Annotated in this window: 19 protein-coding genes and 1 pseudogene; 8 read left to right on the top strand and 12 right to left on the bottom strand. The window is 62.2% G+C overall.

The annotated features are described in order from the left end of the window. Nucleotides 1-191 precede the first annotated feature (191 nt). Nucleotides 192-716 (top strand): DUF1697 domain-containing protein, encoded by a 525-nt coding sequence (locus BN1800_RS29680; RefSeq protein ID WP_027507566.1) that lies wholly within the window; start codon nucleotides 192-194, stop codon nucleotides 714-716. A 183-nt stretch (nucleotides 717-899) separates the two neighbouring features. On the opposite strand, the gene BN1800_RS29685 is transcribed toward BN1800_RS29680, so the two are convergent. Then, a complete protein-coding gene (locus BN1800_RS29685; RefSeq protein ID WP_087002580.1) occupies nucleotides 900-1,172 on the bottom strand; it encodes a ribbon-helix-helix domain-containing protein in 273 nt (90 codons plus the stop codon). Nucleotides 1,173-1,228: 56 nt separating this feature from the next. After that, complete coding sequence (locus BN1800_RS29690) at nucleotides 1,229-1,858, bottom strand: TetR/AcrR family transcriptional regulator (RefSeq protein ID WP_027507568.1); 630 nt, start codon at nucleotides 1,856-1,858, stop codon at nucleotides 1,229-1,231. Nucleotides 1,859-2,066: 208 nt separating this feature from the next. On the opposite strand from BN1800_RS29690, the gene BN1800_RS29695 reads away from it, so the two are divergent. From BN1800_RS29695 to BN1800_RS29705, 3 genes are all read left to right on the top strand, one after another. Further along, nucleotides 2,067-3,023: a homocysteine S-methyltransferase family protein gene (locus BN1800_RS29695; RefSeq protein WP_087002651.1), complete on the top strand. Its 957-nt coding sequence runs from the start codon at nucleotides 2,067-2,069 to the stop codon at nucleotides 3,021-3,023. A gap of 8 nt (nucleotides 3,024-3,031) precedes the next feature. Next, a complete protein-coding gene (locus tag BN1800_RS29700) occupies nucleotides 3,032-3,271 on the top strand; it encodes a hypothetical protein (protein WP_027507570.1) in 240 nt (79 codons plus the stop codon). Nucleotides 3,272-3,340: 69 nt separating this feature from the next. Next, a complete protein-coding gene (locus BN1800_RS29705; protein WP_087002582.1) occupies nucleotides 3,341-4,843 on the top strand; it encodes a protein adenylyltransferase SelO in 1,503 nt (500 codons plus the stop codon). 6 nt (nucleotides 4,844-4,849) lie between these two features. Here BN1800_RS29705 and BN1800_RS42930 read toward each other — a convergent pair whose 3' ends face one another. Next, nucleotides 4,850-5,635, bottom strand: coding sequence for a GNAT family N-acetyltransferase (locus BN1800_RS42930; RefSeq protein WP_244564700.1), 786 nt, complete (start codon nucleotides 5,633-5,635; stop codon nucleotides 4,850-4,852). A 197-nt stretch (nucleotides 5,636-5,832) separates the two neighbouring features. Between BN1800_RS42930 and BN1800_RS29720 the strand changes: the two genes are divergently transcribed. Further along, the gene (locus BN1800_RS29720; protein WP_087002588.1) at nucleotides 5,833-8,172 is read left to right on the top strand and encodes a glucose/quinate/shikimate family membrane-bound PQQ-dependent dehydrogenase; all 2,340 of its coding nucleotides are present in this window, start codon (nucleotides 5,833-5,835) and stop codon (nucleotides 8,170-8,172) included. 307 nt (nucleotides 8,173-8,479) lie between these two features. Here BN1800_RS29720 and bla read toward each other — a convergent pair whose 3' ends face one another. The 4 genes from bla to BN1800_RS40685 form a co-directional block, all read right to left on the bottom strand. Then, the gene (gene bla, locus BN1800_RS29725; RefSeq protein WP_087002590.1) at nucleotides 8,480-9,442 is read right to left on the bottom strand and encodes a class A beta-lactamase; all 963 of its coding nucleotides are present in this window, start codon (nucleotides 9,440-9,442) and stop codon (nucleotides 8,480-8,482) included. A gap of 77 nt (nucleotides 9,443-9,519) precedes the next feature. Next, nucleotides 9,520-10,482, bottom strand: a complete 963-nt coding sequence (gene dmeF / locus BN1800_RS29730; RefSeq protein ID WP_087002592.1) for a CDF family Co(II)/Ni(II) efflux transporter DmeF — start codon at nucleotides 10,480-10,482, stop codon at nucleotides 9,520-9,522. Between the two features lie 20 nt (nucleotides 10,483-10,502). Continuing rightward, the gene (dmeR, locus tag BN1800_RS29735; RefSeq protein ID WP_039844305.1) at nucleotides 10,503-10,775 is read right to left on the bottom strand and encodes a Ni(II)/Co(II)-sensing transcriptional repressor DmeR; all 273 of its coding nucleotides are present in this window, start codon (nucleotides 10,773-10,775) and stop codon (nucleotides 10,503-10,505) included. Between the two features lie 557 nt (nucleotides 10,776-11,332). Further along, nucleotides 11,333-11,581 (bottom strand): hypothetical protein, encoded by a 249-nt coding sequence (locus tag BN1800_RS40685; protein ID WP_143534143.1) that lies wholly within the window; start codon nucleotides 11,579-11,581, stop codon nucleotides 11,333-11,335. A gap of 215 nt (nucleotides 11,582-11,796) precedes the next feature. On the opposite strand from BN1800_RS40685, the gene BN1800_RS29745 reads away from it, so the two are divergent. Together BN1800_RS29745 and BN1800_RS29750 are read left to right on the top strand one after the other, a co-directional pair. Further along, complete coding sequence (locus BN1800_RS29745) at nucleotides 11,797-12,372, top strand: GNAT family N-acetyltransferase (protein WP_179213922.1); 576 nt, start codon at nucleotides 11,797-11,799, stop codon at nucleotides 12,370-12,372. 34 nt (nucleotides 12,373-12,406) lie between these two features. Then, entirely contained in the window at nucleotides 12,407-12,985 is a 579-nt protein-coding gene (locus BN1800_RS29750; protein WP_087002596.1) for a type 1 glutamine amidotransferase family protein, read from the top strand. Nucleotides 12,986-12,988: 3 nt separating this feature from the next. On the opposite strand, the pseudogene BN1800_RS29755 reads toward BN1800_RS29750, so the two are convergent. From BN1800_RS29755 to BN1800_RS29770, 4 genes and pseudogenes are all read right to left on the bottom strand, one after another. Beyond that, nucleotides 12,989-13,153: pseudogene (locus BN1800_RS29755) on the bottom strand (toxin-antitoxin system HicB family antitoxin); the annotation flags it as partial. 53 nt (nucleotides 13,154-13,206) lie between these two features. Next, the gene (locus BN1800_RS29760; protein ID WP_087002600.1) at nucleotides 13,207-14,121 is read right to left on the bottom strand and encodes a cytochrome c; all 915 of its coding nucleotides are present in this window, start codon (nucleotides 14,119-14,121) and stop codon (nucleotides 13,207-13,209) included. 102 nt (nucleotides 14,122-14,223) lie between these two features. Then, nucleotides 14,224-14,667, bottom strand: coding sequence for a c-type cytochrome (locus BN1800_RS29765; RefSeq protein WP_027507583.1), 444 nt, complete (start codon nucleotides 14,665-14,667; stop codon nucleotides 14,224-14,226). Nucleotides 14,668-15,004: 337 nt separating this feature from the next. Continuing rightward, nucleotides 15,005-15,643: a LysE family translocator gene (locus BN1800_RS29770; RefSeq protein ID WP_087002603.1), complete on the bottom strand. Its 639-nt coding sequence runs from the start codon at nucleotides 15,641-15,643 to the stop codon at nucleotides 15,005-15,007. Between the two features lie 131 nt (nucleotides 15,644-15,774). Here BN1800_RS29770 and BN1800_RS29775 point away from each other — a divergent pair, with 131 nt between their 5' ends. Further along, nucleotides 15,775-16,476 carry a helix-turn-helix transcriptional regulator gene (locus BN1800_RS29775; RefSeq protein WP_087002604.1) on the top strand — a complete coding sequence of 234 codons (702 nt, stop codon included), beginning with the start codon at nucleotides 15,775-15,777 and terminating at the stop codon, nucleotides 16,474-16,476. 29 nt (nucleotides 16,477-16,505) lie between these two features. Here BN1800_RS29775 and BN1800_RS29780 read toward each other — a convergent pair whose 3' ends face one another. Then, nucleotides 16,506-17,021 (bottom strand): anthrone oxygenase family protein, encoded by a 516-nt coding sequence (locus BN1800_RS29780; RefSeq protein WP_244564701.1) that lies wholly within the window; start codon nucleotides 17,019-17,021, stop codon nucleotides 16,506-16,508. Nucleotides 17,022-17,042: the final 21 nt, after the last annotated feature.

The raw sequence follows: 17,042 nt of genomic DNA on the forward strand, positions 1-17,042 counted from the left end.
GATATGGGGGAGATCACTGGTGGCCACGGCATCCCGCCTCTTGAACCCCAAGGCAGGATGATCGCTGATTGAAGCCGCGCTGAACCGCTTAATGTTTGAGGAAGCCGGTGCAGCCAGCCGATCTCCCCACCTGTGGGGGAGATGCCCGGCGGGGCAGAGGGGCTTGATACAGGCACTTTGAGGAGGACAAAATGCCAGTCTACGTCGCCTTGCTTCGAGCCGTGAATGTCGGCGGCACCGGCGCGCTGCCGATGGCGGAGTTGAAGGGCATTTGCGAAGGGCTCGGCTTCGAGCATGTCCGGACCTACATCCAGAGCGGCAACGTTGTGTTCCTTTCGGATGAAAGCGAACAGGCAGTCGGCGAAAAACTCGACGAGGCTCTGGCCAAGAAGTTCGGCAAGAAGCCGGGCGTGATGATCCGCAACCGCAACGAATTGCAGAAGATCGTCGATGAGGCGCCCTTCCCCGATGCCAAGCCGAATTTCCTGCTGGTCAACTTCTTACCCGACATGGCGCCTGCCGACGCTCTGGAGCAGATGGTGGCGCCGGATGGCGAGGAAGCTGTGATTTCCGGCCACGAAATCTACGTGCACTATCCGATCGGCTCCGGCAAATCGAAGCTCAAGCTGCCGGCGCTCAAGGCGGGAACGTCACGGAACCTCAATACCGTGCGCAAGCTCGCCGAGATGGCAGCGGCGATGGAGGATGGCAGTTAGCGCTGCAGCAATTTTTCAAGATCGCGGCGACCATCAAAGACGCGGACGATTTCGATATAGTCAACGGCTCACCGTCAGGCACCAGCCTATAAGACGAATATAGGGCGCCTCGACCAGCATCCGCGCATCTTCCTGAAGATCGGGACGTCGAGGTCATCACCCGCCTGTGGTGTCCATCTGACGTCAACGACCACGGTTGGCCGCTTCCAGTCGATTGCGCGCTTCCTCACGCAGCTTACCGACATCAAGTGGTTCGCCAGGTCCGCTTGCTATTTCCTGATCCCACAGCTTTTTCAGAACGGCGGCGTCGCCGAATTCGGCGCTATGCCACAGCAGCCATTCGTCAAGCGCTTCGGCAAGAATTTCATCGGGCTTTTCATATTCGCCGGATGCAATGAGCCGGCACAGGCTCTCTGCCTGTCGCGAGGTCAGCTCGATATTGAGTTTCTCGTTCAAAGCGTCTGCATCGCCGGTGCCGAAGCCACGCTGTCATCTTCGTTCCGATCCCTAACCTACCCCCTCGACACCTCCGCTGCCGGTTGGAACAGCAGCTTGACGAACGTTCTGAGCATCAGGATCTGCTCGGCAAGCGTATTCGGTTCCTTGAGCGTCTTCGACAGCACGATGCCGCCCTCCAGGACGGAGGAGACCATGTCGGCAAGTTGATCGATCTGCACCGGCTCGCGCGGCGTGTAGACGGCCACGATCTCTTCGAACATGCCGCGGAAGCGGCGGCGCCAGGCGAGCACCGCGTTCCGGTTTGTCTCCCGGATCTCGCGATCGAAGAGCCGTTCGTAATAGCAGACGGTCGCGACGAGGCAGCCGGGATGCCCGTTCGGCAGATCGGAGAGCAACTCGGACAGGAGCTTGAGGCCGAGCAAGAAGGATTGCAGCGGATCGTCCACCAGGTCGCGGGCGCGGCTGAAGATTTCGTCGTAGATCCGCTCGTCGTTTTCGATGTAGCGGTTAAGCAGCGCTTTCGCGAGCTCGTTTTTGTCCTTGAAATGATAAAAGAACCCGCTCTTGGTGATGCCGGTCTCGGCAATCAGCTCCTCGATGGAGGTGCCGCCGAAACCCTTCTGGAGCACGGCCGCCTCCGCCACGTCGAGAATGCGGGTTCTCGTTTCCTCGCCCTTGCGCATAAGCCCCTCCTGTACCGCCGGTACAGTTTTCATCGCGGCCCAACGCATCACCCATGCCGCCTCATCCTCCCAACCGATTGATTCAAATCGGCAACCCGGGAAATCGCCACCAGTATACCGCAAGCAGGCTAGTTTAGCAGGCTCTAAAGGAGGAGAAATTTCACCCGGCCGATCGATCCGACCGGTCAAAATGAGGGCGGGCCCACAGATGAGCAAATACAGAGACAGACTGCCGCAGTTGAGCGGCGGAACATTCATCACCGACGGCGGCATGGAAACCACGCTGATCTTCCGCGAGGGCATGGAGCTTCCGCATTTTGCTTCCTTCGTTCTTCTCGCCTCGCCGGAAGGGCGGCGGAAAATGGCGGAATACTACAGGCGCTATCTCGACATCGCCCGGCGGCACGGCATCGGTTTCGTGCTCGACACGGCGACATGGCGGGCCAATGCCGATTGGGGCAACAGGCTCGGCTATTCGCCGCAAGCACTGAAGGCTGCAAACGAGGCGGCCGTGGACCTGCTTGTTGAGCTCAGGCGCGAATACGAGCGGCCGCAGATGCCGATCGTCATCAGCGGCGCGATCGGCCCGCGCGGCGACGGCTACAAGGCGGGCGCGACGAGCGCGTCGGAAGCCGAGGACTACCACGGCGAGCAGATTGCAGCTTTCGCCGGGTCGGAAGCCGACATGGTGGCGGCCTTCACGCTCACTAATATCGACGAGGCGATCGGGATTGCCCGCGCAGCCAAGGCGCATCGCATGCCATCTGCGATCTCCTTCACTGTGGAAACCGATGGCAGGCTGGTGACCGGCCGCAGCATCCAGGATGCGATCGAAACGACGGACACAGCGACCGACGGCGCGCCGGCCTATTACATGATCAACTGCGCCCACCCGATGCATTTCGAGGCGGCGCTCGATCACGGCAGCGGATGGGTGAAGCGTATTTACGGCATCCGCGCCAATGCCTCGATGATGAGCCATGCCGAGCTCGATGACAGCGAGACGCTGGATGCCGGCGATCCGATCGACCTCGGCAACCGCTACCGGAGGCTGTTGTCCCGCATGCCGCAACTGCGCGTGCTCGGCGGCTGCTGCGGAACCGATCACCGGCATGTCGCGGCGATCTGCGAAGCATGCCTGCCGCCGCAGGCTGCGAGTGCCTGAGGTGTGTCATGATTACGATTCAGAAATGGCGGCCGAGCCATCTGTTTCATGAAGCAGTTCGCTATGCCTTCAGCCATCACAGGCACAAGCACGAAGCCTTCGAGCTGTTCGATGCCGGACTGATGCCTTTCGAGGGTCTCGACGGTCATCTGCTGCGGGACATCGGCATCGGCCCGAACGGGTACCATGCGCATGTCGCAGATCAGCCAGCCGGTCCCGACAAATCGGGGCCGGTGCATGCTCCGTGACCGATGGCGACGGATGTGTCCGCTGCCGTGCGGCTTGCATGCGCAGCGGAGCGGCCCTACCTATGGGCCATGACCTCCGTTCTTGAAAAAACCGCGCCCGTGCGCACCTTTCCATTCGACAACAGCTATGCGCGGTTGCCGCAGCGCTTCTTTGCGCGGCAGGAGCCGTCGCAGGCGGCGGAGCCTTGGCTGATCAAGCTGAACGAGGACCTCGCCACCGAGTTGGGCCTCGACGTGGACTTGCTGAGGCGCGACGGTGCTGCGATTTTTTCCGGCAATCTCCTGCCCGAAGGCGCCGAGCCGCTGGCGATGGCCTATGCCGGGCACCAGTTCGGCGGTTTCGTGCCGCTGCTCGGCGACGGGCGCGCGATCCTGCTCGGCGAGGTGATCGACAGGAACGGCAAGCGGCGGGACATCCAGCTGAAGGGCGCCGGACAGACGCCGTTCTCGCGCCGCGGCGACGGGCGCGCCGCACTCGGGCCGGTGCTTCGCGAATATATTGTCAGCGAGGCGATGCATGCGCTCGGCATTCCGGCGACGCGAGCGCTGGCGGCGGCTTCGACCGGGCAGCCGGTCTACCGCGAGGAAGTGCTGCCGGGTGCCGTTTTCACCCGCGTCGCGGCAAGCCATATCCGCATCGGCACCTTTCAGTTCTTCGCCGCCCGCGGCGACGCAGAAGGCATCAAGGCGCTCGCCGACTACGTGATCGAGCGGCATTATCCGGAGCTGAGGGCCGCAAAAAACCCCTATCTCGCACTCTACGAGACGGTCTGCGAACGGCAGGCGGCGCTGATTGCCCGCTGGCTGCATGTCGGCTTCATCCACGGCGTGATGAATACCGACAACATGTCGGTTTCCGGCGAGACGATCGATTTTGGGCCTTGCGCCTTCATGGATGCCTATGATCCGGCAACCGTGTTCTCCTCGATCGACCATCACGGCCGCTATGCCTATGCCAACCAGCCCGGCATCGGCCAGTGGAATCTCGCCCGCCTTGGCGAGACACTGCTGCCGCTCTTCGATGCTGATCAGGACAAGGCCGTCGAGCGCGCGAACGACGTCATTACGGGCTATGGAAAGCGGTTCCAGGCGCATTGGCTTGCCGGCATGCGCCGCAAGATCGGGCTTGCCTCGGAGGACGACGGCGATCTGGAGCTGATCCAATCGCTACTGGCGCTGATGGAGGCCGGAAAAGCCGACTTCACGCTGGCCTTCCGGCGCCTCTCAGCGCTTGCGGGCGACGCGATGGAGGAAGCGGCCTTTACCGCGAGCTTCCGCGAGCCGGAGGCCTGCGGCGAATGGCTCACGCGCTGGCGGGAACGGCTTTCGCGCGATCCACAATCGCCAGCCGAGCGTGCTGACGCGATGCGCAAGGTCAATCCCGCCTTCATCCCGCGCAATCACCGCATCGAACAGGCAATCATTGCCGCGACCGAGGACGGAGACTTCTCCTTGTTCGAAGCGCTGCTGACGGTTCTTTCCAAGCCTTACGAGGACCAGCCGATGTTTGCGGCCTACATGGAGCCGCCGAAGCCGGAAGAGCGGGTGCTGCAGACGTTTTGCGGGACGTGATACTCGTCAGATCGGCCGCGACATGAAGACCTCGGTGTGTGCAATGCTGTCCGGCATCTGGCGGAACGGCGGGCAGCGGGTGAAGCCGAAGGCCTCGTAGACCGAGATCGCGTTTCCCATATAAACCGTCGTGTGAGCCACGATTGCGCGGCGATGGCCTTTTTCAACTTCAGCCAGGACCGCTCGCATCAGCGCACTGCCGATGCCCTTGCCGCGGAATTCGGGATCGACATAGAACTTGCGAATCTCCATGGTTGCGTCATCGAATGGAGCAAAGGCCAGGCATCCCGCGGGCGCGCCCTCCCATCTGGCAATAAACATCATGGCATCCGCCATACTGTATCTTGCTGCCAGGCTACTGCTGGTTTCGCCGTGGTACATGGCCAGCACTTCTTCCGGAGCAACGCCGTAGGCCTGCACCTCGGCTGCATCCCATGCCGCGAGCGCATCGCAGAATCCCGCGGCAATCTCGAAATCGGCCGCGCCAACCGCCTTGGAAACAGAAATCATCCCGTGATCCCACCATCCAATGATGCGATTGCATATCACGGCTATATATTTCTTGCGAGCGGCGTCGCGCGCTTCACGCTGAACGGAAGGTGCCGAAGAAGCAATACGACAGGGCGTTTTTGAGAAACGTGAGTGCCCCTCATCTTCCTCATCGAGTCGGCCGATGGGGGACGCATGGAAACCGTACACCTTCATCACCCGCCCTCGCCCTTCGAGGCGCCGCCCACGGGCTTGCACCTCAGGGTGAGGGCTGATCGCCAGCGCCCGCGGCACCTCGCTCATCCAGAGCTGTCCGAAGGCGAAGCCGCAGCGCCTCAAAGGATCATCCCACTCGCGCGACGTTTACGGCAACATGGCATCCACGACATCCTGCGCCAATTGTGGCCATTGAACGGTAGCCCCTTCGCCCTAAGTCGCTGATTCGGCGGAATTGTCCGCATCCCCCCATGCCCAGCTCATCTCAGCGGGAGACCGGCCTTATGGCGATCGTCATTACTTCCATCCTTTTTCTCATCATCGGACTGGCACTCGGCGGCGGCGGGCTTTGGCTCGTGATGCTCGGCGGCAGCGTTTTTTATCTGTTTGCAGGCTTGATGTTTCTCATTACCGCTGCGCTGCTTTTCATGCGCAGGGCCGCGGCGCTGTGGGTCTACGCGGTGCTGGTGCTCGTGGCGCTGATCTGGGCCGTATGGGAAGCCGGTTTCGACTGGTGGCAGCTCGGGCCGCGCGGCGGCTTGATCATTCTGCTCGGGCTTTGGCTATTGACGCCGTGGATCCGAAGGCCGCTCGGGTTTTCGAGCCCGAGCGGCCTTCCCTACCCCGCCAATCCCTGGCCGCTCGCCGTGCCGGTGATCATCGCCATTCTCGTGGCCGGCTATTCGATGACGACCGATCCGCATGATCTTGCCGGCGAGTTGCCCAATGAGGTCGCGGCGGCCGCGCCGCCCTTCGGCGGCAATGTGCCAGACGGCGAGTGGCATCAATATGGCCGCACGCCTTTTGGCCAGCGCTATTCGCCGCTCGACCAGATCAACAAGGGCAACGTGAAGGATTTGAAAGTCGCCTGGGAGTACCAGACCGGCGACGTCAAGCGGCCCGACGATATCGGCGAGACGACCTATCAGGTGACGCCGCTCAAGGTCGGCGACACGCTCTACCTCTGCACGCCGCACAACTGGGCGATCGCGCTCGACGCCAAGACAGGCCAGGAGAAATGGAAATACGATGCCAATTCCGGCATGAACCCGGACCGGCAGCACCAGACCTGCCGTGGCGTGACCTATTATGCCGATCCAGCGACCCCAGCCGCACAGCCCTGCGCCGCGCGGGTCTACCTGCCGACGTCCGATGCGCGGCTGATCGCGCTCGATGCCGCCGACGGCAAAGTCTGCGAGAGCTTCGCCGACAAGGGCGTCCTCCATCTCGAAACCGGCATGAAATATAATCCCGCCGGCTATTACTACTCCACCTCGCCGCCGGTCGCCGTCGCGGGCAAGCTCATCATCGGTGGGGCGGTCAACGACAACTATTCGACGCAGGAGCAATCCGGCGTCATCCGCGCCTTCAACATCAATACGGGCGCGCTCATCTGGAACTGGGATTCGGGCAATCCTGACCAGACCGCACCCCTGCCCGAGGGCCAGACCTATGTCACCAACTCGCCGAACAGCTGGTCCGTCTTCAGCGTCGATGAAGGGCTGGGGGCGGTCTATATCCCGCTCGGCAATCAGGTGCCGGATCAGCTCGGCATGAACCGCAGCGCCAATGTCGAGAAGTTCTCCTCCTCGGTCATCGCGCTCGACATCAATACTGGCCAGCTGAAATGGGTGCAGCAGTTCGTCCATCACGACCTCTGGGACATGGACGTGCCGGCGCAGCCCGTGCTTTTCGACATGACGAAACCCGACGGCAGTGTCGTTCCGGCTCTCGTCGCCCCGACGAAGCAGGGCGATATCTACGTTCTCGACCGGCGCACCGGCCAGGCGATCATTCCCTTCAAGGAAATCCCGGCACCGGGCGGTGCGATCGCCGAGGACCATACGGCGCCGACCCAGCCGATCTCCGACCTCACCTTCTCGCCCGATCCGCTGCAGGAGAAGGACATGTGGGGGGTCACGCTCATCGACCAGCTCGCCTGCCGCATCGCTCTGCACCGCTACAAATACGAGGGCCGCTATACGCCTCCTTCGGTGGAGGGCACGATAGTCTTTCCGGGCAATTTCGGCACCTTCAACTGGGGCAGCGTCGCGGTCGATCCGGAGCGGCAGATCATGTTTGGCATGCCGACCTATCTCGCCTTTACCTCGAGGCTCGTTCCCGCGGCCGAAATCCCGCCGAAGGGGCAGGATGAAAAAGGCAGCGAACAAGGCCTGAACCGCAATGACGGAGCGCCATACGGCGTCTTCATGGGACCGTTCCTCGGCCCGCTGCAAATCCCTTGCCAGGCGCCACCATGGGGTTATGTCGCGGGCGTCGATCTCAGGACCGGCAAGATCGCCTATATGCACAAGAACGGCACCGTGCGCGACATGACGCCATTGCCGCTGCCCTTCAAGCTCGGCGTGCCGGGCATCGGCGGGCCGATACTCACCAAGGGCGGGGTCGCCTTCCTGGGCGCTGCCGTCGACAACTACCTGCGCGCCTATGACGCTACCAACGGCAACCAGCTGTGGGAAGCGCGGCTTCCGGCCGGTGGTCAGGCTACGCCGATGACCTATACAACCAGCGACAACAAGCAATATGTCGTCATGGTTGCCGGCGGACACGGGTCGGTGGGGACGAAGCCGGGGGATTACGTGATCGCCTATACGCTGCCGTAGGCGTTATGGGCGGCCGCTGGAGAGCAGTCGTCATAGAGGGTCCCACTCAAGCTCGCGCAGCAGCGCCTGCCTGACGACTCCGTCTTGCTTTTCTTATTCAAGCCGGCGAGTCGTTCTGCCAGTTCGTCCACTTCACGATCTTCGACGTGGAGAGCCAATGGGAAGTCCTCTTCCGATACCCCAATATTATAAGTGGGATATCCCTTCGTCACGCTACTCCGCCAATTCGCTAGTGCAAGTTCGCAAAATGATTCAAGACGATGCGGCGTAGATTCATATCTTCGCCGCATGCTTTTGAATTTGCAGGTTATCCCGCCATGCCCGCGACTATCTTCGCAACTTCGGCGAAGACGGGGTTCAACTCCTTCACAGGTGCCGTCGCCTCGGCGATATAGGTCGTCACGAGGATCGGGCCGCGGCCCTTCGGCCAGGTGATGGCGATGTCTGCGGCGGTGCCGTTATTGCCGGTGCCGGTCTTGTCGCCCACCTTCCAGCTTCCCGGCAGACCGGCGCGGAGGCGCGCGCCGCCGNTATTGCCGGTGCCGGTCTTGTCGCCCACCTTCCAGCTTCCCGGCAGACCGGCGCGGAGGCGCGCGCCGCCGGTGGTGTTTGCCATCATCCACCCTATCAGCGTGTTGCGCGAGGGCTCGGACAGCACTGAGCCGAGCGCAACATTGCCGAGCGTGTCCAGCATCGCATCTGGCGTCGTTGTGTCGCGCGGATCGTCCTTCTTGCCTTCGTTCAACGCCGTCTCCCAGCGGTCGAGGCGTGTCGAGCGGTCGCCAATCGAGCGCAGCCATTTGGTTAGCGCCTCCGGGCCGCCGAAGCTTTCGAGCAGCAGGTTGCCGGCGGTGTTGTCGCTAAGCGTAATCGCCGCCTTGCAGAGTTCGGCAACGCTCATCCCCTCACCGCCGACGTGTTTTTCCGTTTCCGGCGAATAGGAGACGAGCTTGCTCTCATGATAGATCACGCGGCGCTCAAGATTTTCCTCGCCCTTGTCGACGCGCGAGAGCACCATGGCCGAGGCAAGCACCTTGAAGGTGCTGCACATCGGGAAGCGCTCGGTTTCGCGATAGCCGAGCGTGACCTTCGTCTCGGTGTCGATGACCGAAACGCCGAGCCGGCCGCCGGTGCGCTTTTCAAGCTCCGCCAACCGGCGCTCAATGTCGTCGTCCGTTCCGGAGGCGCGGGCGAAAGGGGCAAGGGAAAGTGCGGGAAAAAGCATCGCCGTCTTCAAGATCAGGCGGCGATGGATTGAAAAGTCATTCATGAAATCACTCCGGCTGAACCAACAGACAAAGAGCTAAGCCGCGATTGTGGCGCCTTGCCGTCACGTTTGCGGCTTCATCAAGCCGCCTGTCGTTGCGTGACCTCGACGGTTACATGCGACAGCTCGTACAGCGCTTCGAGCTTCGCCTTGTAGAAGGCGGGCTCGCGCGGCTCGGACGTCGCGACGGCAACGATCGCGGCGTGATGGCCCGGGCCGACCTGCCAGACGTGCAGGTCGGTGATGCGGTCACTGCCGGTTTCGATCACTTTGCGGATTTCGCCGGGCAGTTCTTCTCCATCGGCAATCGCATCCAATAATACGCGGCCGGAAGACTTCATCAGACCCCAGGACCATTGCGCGATGATGAGGCCGCCGGCGATGCCCATCAGCGGATCGAGCCAGAGCCAGCCGTAAAGGCTGCCGAAGGAAAGGGCCGCAATTGCGAGCACCGAGGTCAGCGCATCGGCAAGGACGTGCGTGTAGGCGGCGCGCATATTGTTGTCGGTGGTCCCGCCGGCGTGGGCGTGGTCGCCGTGATCAGCATGCGCATGGTCGCCGTGGCGATGATGGTGGCCACGCCCGTGATGATGGTTGTCGTCATTGAGCAGCCAGGCGCTGACGAGATTGACGGCAAGGCCGATGACGGCGACGCCGATCGCCTGGGCGAAGCTGATCGGCACCGGATTGACGATGCGCAGGACGCTTTCCCAAGCCATTAGCAGCGCGATCATCGCGAGAATGATGGCGCTTGCGAAACCCGCCAGGTCGCCGAGCTTGCCGGTGCCGAAGGTAAAGCGCGGATTGCGGGCCTCTTTGCGGGCATAGAGATAGGCGACGGCGGAGATCAAAAGCGCACTTGCATGCGTCGACATATGCCAGCCGTCGGCGACGAGCGCCATGGAGCCGAAAATTGTGCCAGCGCTGATTTCCACAACCATCATCACCGCCGTCAGCACGATCACGAACCAGACGCGGCGCTCGTTGCGCTCGTGGTCGACGCCCAGGAAGACATGGTCATGTTCCAGCGTTTGTGTGCTCATCGCGCGCTCCTTCGATGTCGTCAGCGGATGTAGGTCCGCAGTACTTGCGAAATTTCCTCGACCGCCTCGGCGCGAGCCTTCTCGTCGGCCGCGTGCAACACGTGCTCGTGCAGGTGATCTTCCAGCACCTCGCCGGTCAGCCCGTTCAGCGCGCCGCGGATGGAGGCCAGCAGTTGCAGGATATCGCCGCAGGGACGTTCCGCCTCCAGCGCGCGCTCGACGGCCTCAAGCTGGCCCTTGAGGCGGCTGACCCGGGCGATGAGCTTTTTCTTCTGTCGGATGGTGTGGGACATGAGGGGCCGTTTGTTAATATAGGGGGGTATGGTATATTCAATGATTGAGAAAGGGAAGTGCGAAACTGGCTGCGACGCCGCAACATTCCCCCTTCTCCCCTCGAAGAGAAGGGGCCTGAAAGGTCGGATGAGGGGGACGGTGCGGCATCGTCTTTGCTTGCTGCCAGACGTTCGCTCCTTCGTTGTTCCCCCCTCATTGACCTTCGGACATCAACCGGGATCGCGCCACGGGTCTCGACCCGCCCTTCGGACCCCGGCTGGGAAGAAGCGAGAAGCCGCCGGAACGCTACAACGTCATCGCGCCCGCCATCTTGGTGAACACCTGCACGGGCTTCCAGCCGCAGCGTGCCGGGCTTCGCGGCTCAGCCATTGCAGCGCTTCAAGACGTCTCTTCTCCGGTTTCAGCGCGTCGGGCGACGCCGATAGGCGTGGTTGCTGGCGACGCGCGGTTGGAAAACACGTCGTGCTCGAGGTCCGTAAAACGCAGCTCGGTCCTGACCACGATCTTCACCGGCCGCGCGTTCTTCGGTCTGGCTTCAGCGGATAGAAAAAAATACTCATAGCGCCGGTCCAGCTTTGCCGTGAAATCGTCCCAGACGAAGCTCTGCACCGGTGATCGCAGGTGGTGACGACGGTCTTCTCTTCGGCTTCGGGATGACGCTTGCGAAGATGCCATAGACGAAATAGCGCTGGTTTTCCGTCGGGTCGTAGCGCTCAGCCGCGAAACCCAAGGGGCCTTTCGTATCGGCATTGACACCGGTGACCGCGAAAATGCGATCCTTGCACCTCCTCGGACACGAACGCATGATGCCCCTCCGTAAAAGCGTTCGTCTGGAATTGCCGAATTTCCAGATAAAGCTGCAGCATCACGTTACACAACTTAATTGACCGTATTGATGGATGATGACAGCCCATTGACAAACGGCGCGTTCTGGAGAATCTATCGCGCATGATCGAGAACGCGCACATCACCAGCACGTATTTTTGGCTGTACCTGTAAAGGGCGGCCGGACAGATCATTTTGTCAACAAGCCGCCGTCAGGCGGCTTTGTTGTATTGGCAGCGTCCTGACGGCAGAACACCAAGCAAGGACGCCAAGGCCATGATTGCAACCGAAGACAGCGAAATTTCATTGCTCCGACCACCGGTAGTGACGATCCGCACGGCAAAACCACGGGACCTGCCGGCGCTCAACGAGATGATCGCCCTACTTGCCGCCCATCACGGCGACGCGGCCGCCGCCACGCCCGAGCAGCTGGAGCGCGATCTCTTCGGCCCGGTTCCGTGGATCACGGCGCTGGTGGCCGAAACCGATGAAGAGTTGATCGGTTACGCCATCCTCGTGCCGCTCTACAGGGCGCAGGAAGGCAAGCGCGGCATGGACCTGCACCACCTCTTCGTGCGCGACGGCCATCGTGGCCACGGCATCGGCCAGCACCTCGTCAACCGCGCCCGGGAAACCGCGAAGGCTGCCGGCTGCGATTACCTCTCGGTCAGTGCTGCGACCGGCAACATCCAGGCGCACCGTTTCTACCAGCATATGGACTTCACCCCTCGTCCGGTCACGGGCATGCGCTATATGCAGGCGCTGGCATGAGCGCCCGCCGCTCCAACGGACGAGGGAGAGACATATGACACGGCTTGCTGTGGTTCTGACGGAAGCTTTCGCGGATTGGGAAGTCGGACAGCTGACGGCTTCCGCCCGCACCGAATTCGGCTTCGACGTGGTGACGGCGGCGCCGGGCGGTGCGGAGGTGCGTTCCATGGGCGGCCTGCGCGTGACGCCCGATACGGCGGCCGAAGCGCTCGGGGCCGGGGCTTTCGACGGGCTCGTGCTGTGCGGCGGGATGATCTGGGAGACCGAAAAGGCGCCGGATCTGAAGCCCGTCATCGACGATTTCATGGCCCGCGGCAAACTGGTCGCGGGGATCTGCGGCGCGACGTTGGCGCTCGCCAAGGCGGGCGCGCTGAACAATGCCGCGCATACGAGCAACGCCCTGCGTTTTATTGCCGACCTCCCCGGCTATTCCGGACATCGACATTACAAGGACGTGCCGGCCGCGGTGCGCGACGGAATGCTGGTCACCGCTCCGGGCTCGGCGCCCACCACCTTCGCCGCCGAAATCTACCGGGCGCTCGACTTCCGCAACGAGGATCTCGACCAGTATCTCCTGATGTTCGGCGCGGAGCACCAGCCGAAGGCGGCGTGAGGCTCAGGCGGCCGGCTCTCCAGCCGCTCTCGACAGTGTCTCTTCCGCCCATTGGTTGAGGCTCTTGCCGGCTAGCTCCGCCGCCTTGGCCGCACGTGCATGGACTTCTGGGTCGACACGGAACATCATCTTGCCCGAATAGGACCTATGCGGTTCCTTGCCCAGCTTGACCGGCCGTTCATACCGGCGAGATATGCGGATGCTATCACTTTTTGCAAGCATTACCGGCTCGGCGCCGCCTTCAAATACGCAGCGATGGCTTCGAGGTCGCTTTTCGGCAGATGCGCGAGGCTCCGCTGGACCTCAGCCATCGACCCGCCAACCGTGTCGAAGTCCGGAGTGAAGCCGGTTTCGAGGTAGTTGGCGATGTCGGACTCGCTCCAGGAGCCGACGTCTTTCCCTGCCGGGGTGATATTCGGGATGCGGCCCCGGCCCTCCGGGTTGGGGGCGCCTGCAAGCCACATGTCCGGCTCGAAGCCGCCAAGTGTGTTGCGCGGCGTATGGCATTCGCCGCAATGGCCCGGGCCTTCAACGAGATATTGGCCGCGCTTCAGCTTGTCATCGGCGTTGGCGAGCACAATTCGGGGCGCGTCGTTGAAATAAAGGAACTTCCAGCCGCCGAGTGCAAGCCGGATATCATAAGGGAACGGCAGTTGGTGCGGCGGTGCGACATTGCCGCTTTTGGGCAACGTCTTGATGTAACCGAAAAGGTCGTTGACGTCCTTGTCGCTCATGCGCGCATAGGAGCCGTAGGGGAAGGACGGATAGAGGTGCTGGCCACCGGGGGCGATGCCGCGCTTCATGGCATTGCCGAATTCGGCGAGCGTCCAAGAACCGATGCCGGCCTTCTCGTCCGGCGAGATATTCGGAACGTGGAAAGTGCCAAAGGGGCTTTTCAGCGCAAGCCCGCCGGACAGCGTCAGCTTGGCGTCGCCTTGGGAACCCGGCGCGGCGTGACAGCCAACGCAGCCGCCGGCCCAGAAGACCGTCTCGCCGTTCTTCACATCCGGCTGTCCGAGAGCGGCCCAATGACTTTCCGGCAAAGGGTTCGGCGCCGTGACGAAATAGAAGGCCGCACCGCCGAGGACGACGACGCCGACGAGACAGAGCACAAACCGGATGAATCTGCGGACCATGCCGCTCCCCTTTTCAGCGACTGCAACGGCCTAAGATAAACCGGTCCGCACCTGCGGCAAGGCAGGCGCGGCCGGCGGATCGGATTAGGGACGGCCTGTGGCTCAATCCGTCTTTATGCGGTAATTCTCATGACAGCCGCCGCAATTGGCGCCGAGCGTCTTCAGCGCGCCGCCGACGCCGGCGGCATCGGCCGGCAGCTGGGCGAGAATCTTATCGGCATCGCTACCAAGCTTTGCGGCGCGTGCCTTGAAGTCATCCATTTTCTCCCAGATCTTCGGGCTCGCCGCCTTGTCGCCGGTTTCCGTGCCCGGCTTGAACTGGTCGGGGAAGACCTTGGCTGTCTCGGAGATCGTCGTCAGCGCTGCCTTCACCACCTCGGCATCATAGGGTTTTTCGCCCTTGGCGATTGCCGTCATGGCGCCGGCGGAGCCGCCGACCTTCTTCATCAACGCCGAGCGCGATTCGTGCGTGCCTTCCTGCGCAAGAACCGACGTCACCCCCATGCCGGCGACGAGCACAGCCGCCGCAATTGCTTTGAATTTCATAGATCAACTCCTCTTCGATACCGAGGTCTTTCGAAGACCGGCACCAGACATTCGCGGCCGCATGATGGCAAATTTATACAGGGCGAGAAGTAACAAGTGGGTGATATGACAAGGAATTCAAAATGGTAAAGCGGGCGCATGGCTTATCCCTCACCAACGAAATCCAAGCTTGGCCGGAGGCCAAGGACAAGATTTCATATCCTCTCCCACAGCGGGGGAGGAAGGGACGCCGAACGCGCCGCACGTTCCTCTCCCCTTATGGGAGAGGAAGCAATTTCAACATTTAGCCGCAAGCCAAGTGTTAGAAATTGCAGGTGAAGGGATCTGTCGGCAAGCCTCAGGCCGCCATCTTCCACCCGTGCCAGGCCGTCAGCAGCGAAACGGCGATCAGCAGCGCCCCGGCGGCGCGGCCGACGACGATGGTGGCGCCGGGATTGGAGATCAGCAGCGTGCGGCTTCGCGAGGCGGTGAGTGCCACTGCGCCGTAGATCGCGAACTGGGTGGCGAGCGTCATGGTGCCCATGATCAGCCCCTGAAGCCAGATCGGTCCGTAGACGGGTTTGAGGAACTGCGGATAGACGGCGAGCATGAAGAGATAGGCCTTCGGGTTGATAAGGCAGGTGATGGCGCCCTGCCGGAAAGCGCGCCAGCCGGAGCGTACGCTCCCCTCCCCGACTGTATCCACCGTGATCGAGCTGCGGATCAGGGTGAAGCCGATCCAGATCATGTAGGCGGCGCCCAGGAAAAGCAGCGGGTTGAAGAGCGAGGGCAGCAGGCTCGCGAGGATGCCGACGCCGACCGCTCCGTAAATCGAATGCACCGCGCCGCCGGCCATGATGCCGGCCGTTGCCGCCATGCCGCGGCTGCGGCCGCCGGTCAGGGAATTCGCGAGCACGAAGAGCATGTCCATGCCCGGCACGATGATGATGCCGAAGAGAAGGGTGAAGTAGAGCCAGAGGTTTTCCGTGTAAGTCATGTCAGTTGTCTGCCTTCGAGCTGGCGGCCGTTTTTTGCGGACCGCCTTGGATTTCAATAGGATTTGCAGGTGCTATACCGAAACACAACTGACAGTGTATTGTCAGGAGCCTTGGAGGAGACCGGCAAAAAATGCGCAAGGCGTCACGCCTTTTCGAGATCATCCAGATCCTGCGGCTGGCGAAGAAGCCGGTGACGGCGCAGGCGATGGCGGACGCGCTGGAAGTGACCATGCGCTCCATCTATCGCGATATCGCCGCACTGCAGGCGATGCGCGTGCCGATCGAGGGCGGGCGCGGCATCGGCTATATCATGCGCCCGGGCTTCGACCTGCCGCCGCTGATGTTTTCGATCGAGGAGATGGAGGCGATCGTGCTGTCGCTGGCGCTCTTGGAGCGCACCGGCGACGCGGAGCTGAAGCTTGCGGCCAAGCGCGTGAACCACAAGATCGCCAGCGCGGTGCCGGGGCCGCTCCGCCAGGCGATGGAAAACAAAGCGCTCTTTGCCTGGGGCACCGTCGCGCCGCCGCCTGCCGGCTTCGATCTCGGTATGGTGCGCCGAGCGATCCGCGACGAGCAGAAGCTGGCACTTCACTACCGCGACGAACTGGGACGCGCCACCGAGCGCACCATCCGCCCGATCGCGCTGATCTACTATTCGCACTATGCCAACATCGTCGGCTGGTGCGAACTGCGCCAGGCGATCCGCAATTTCCGCAGCGACCGCGTCGAGCATTGCGAAACGGCAAACGCCTTCTTCCGGGGGGAAGGCGACGGGCTGCGGGAAGAATGGATGAACGGCTGGGCGGAAAGGCCGTTTGCCGCCTCGTCCTAACATCAGGACAAGGCCCTGCCGGCGATGCGTCAGACGGCGACGGCGGCGACGAGCAGGATCAGGCTGATCAGGCCGAAGACGGCGCGGAAGACATGGGAGCGCTCCCAGCGGTCACGCAGAACCGTCCAGTCCGGCGCTTCGACCCCCCCATGGGACCTGAAGCTGAAAAAGCGTTTCCGGGCGCCTTCCAGCTGATTTTCCTTAAGCCAGAAATTGTTGACCGGATGCGTCACCATCCAATAGATCGCATGCATGGCAAGCAGCGCCACGAAGGCGCCGGCGGTCAGCCAGTAGGTGCCGCTGAAGGGCGGCGTCAGCACGATCAGCGCCAGGATCATGATCAGGCCAAGCGGCTCGGTTACGCCGCCGAAGGTAAAGCCGGGATAATAGATGGGCTGCACGGCGAGGTACTGCTCCTTCGACAACCGCATCTTGCCCGGCAGTTCCAGCGCGTGGGCAAGGGCGAGCGCCATGGCGACGGCGACAACGAGGACGGTCAGTATTTCAAGAGCCTGGAACATCGGCATGGCCTCCTGAAGTCTCATGACTAACTTTTCAGGAGAGGC

This window comes from Rhizobium sullae (genome assembly GCF_900169785.1).
GTDB classification, from domain to species: Bacteria; Pseudomonadota; Alphaproteobacteria; order Rhizobiales; family Rhizobiaceae; genus Rhizobium; species Rhizobium sullae.